The sequence below is a fragment of the Pseudoalteromonas sp. MB41 genome, assembly GCF_020966275.1.
Lineage (GTDB): Bacteria > Pseudomonadota > Gammaproteobacteria > Enterobacterales > Alteromonadaceae > Pseudoalteromonas > Pseudoalteromonas lipolytica.
Window position 1 is genome coordinate 1 of sequence record NZ_JAJJZF010000064.1, and the last position, 1,309, is coordinate 1,309.

1 protein-coding gene is annotated in these 1,309 nt (G+C 39.0%); it reads right to left on the bottom strand.

Going from position 1 to position 1,309, the window contains the following annotated elements:
- Positions 1-28: 28 nt before the first annotated feature.
- Positions 29-1,269, bottom strand: a protein-coding gene (locus tag LPA49_RS22140) for an IS3 family transposase (RefSeq protein ID WP_230237777.1) whose coding sequence is annotated in 2 segments (ribosomal slippage) — positions 29-906 and positions 906-1,269 — 1,242 coding nt in all. Because the reading frame shifts where the segments join, the coding sequence is not laid out codon by codon here.
- Positions 1,270-1,309: the final 40 nt, after the last annotated feature.

A 1,309-nucleotide genomic window follows, 5' to 3' on the forward strand; every position in this document is an offset into this window, starting at 1 on the left:
TGTCTCGTCCTAAAATACGTTGACGGTTTTAATTGAAGGCCAGTAGCTTTTGCTCCTGGTCTTTTTTATGCACTTGGTTTGGGGTTTCCATGCCTAAACTCAAATGCGGCCTCATTTCATTGTATATTACTATTGATTCTTCGACGAGTTCACGTAGCTCTTTCAGATTTTGGCATTTATAGAGTAAGAATTCTTGCTTCAATATGCCATTAATGCGCTCCGCCAATGCATTTTGATAGCAATCATAGCCATCGGTCATCGATGGAGTAATGCCATTTTCATTAAGCTTTACTTGATATACCCGTGAGCAATACTGTAACCCTCTATCTGAATGGTGAATCGTACTGCATTGATACTGACGATTAGCGATGGTCATATCTAATGCCTTAACCACATCTGTCGCCTTCATTTCATCACTGAGTTCATATCCCATAATTTTGCGACTATACGCATCAGTTACCAGCGATAGATAGTGAACACCTTGCGTTGATTGAACGTAGGTTATATCACTTACAAATACCTCTTCTGGCCTCGATGGTTGTCTATCTTTAAGCAAGTTAGGATGCTTTTTCATCCAATGTTTACTAAACGTCGTTTTTGTATAACTACGCTTAGGTTTAACCAATAAATGTTCACTTTTTAAGTAACTAAAAAAAGCATCTCGACCTAAACTTATACCTTGCTCTATGAGTTTGGGTTTCAGTAGAAAATATAATTTCCTTCCACCTAAACGCGGCATAAAGCGTCGTATTTCCAATACCATCGCTTTAACTGGTGCAAGTTCAATAGCACGCAATTTAGCTCTGCTCTCTCGTTGATATATTGCTTGTCTCGTTATCCCAAGCAGCTTGCAAGCACGTTCTAAGCTAACTATTTTTTGCTTTTGAAGGCTTCTTGCTCCTTGGCAATATACTTTTTTCTAAGGTTTGTCCCATGCTCAGCGTCAAGAATATTAACCACTTCATTGAGTAACAGGTTACGTAAGTGCTCATCTTCGAGCTCTCGTTCGAGACGCTTGATTTTTTGTGCGGGGCTTTCTTTGGCTTTAGGTGATTTAGGCATAGTCATCTTAGGTGATTGAGTCCAATCCATCTTACCGTGTTTTCTCAACCAAGTAAGCACAGTTGAGCGACCTTGTATGCCATAAATTTTTTGGGCTTGTTTATAAGTCATATCGCCTTTTTCTACAGCGTCGACAACTTGTAATTTAAAGCCTAATGAATAATCTCGTTGTGTTCGTTTGATCGGTGTATTATTTGACTTGGTCATAATAAGTCCTAAATGTGTAAACACATTTCAGGACGAGACA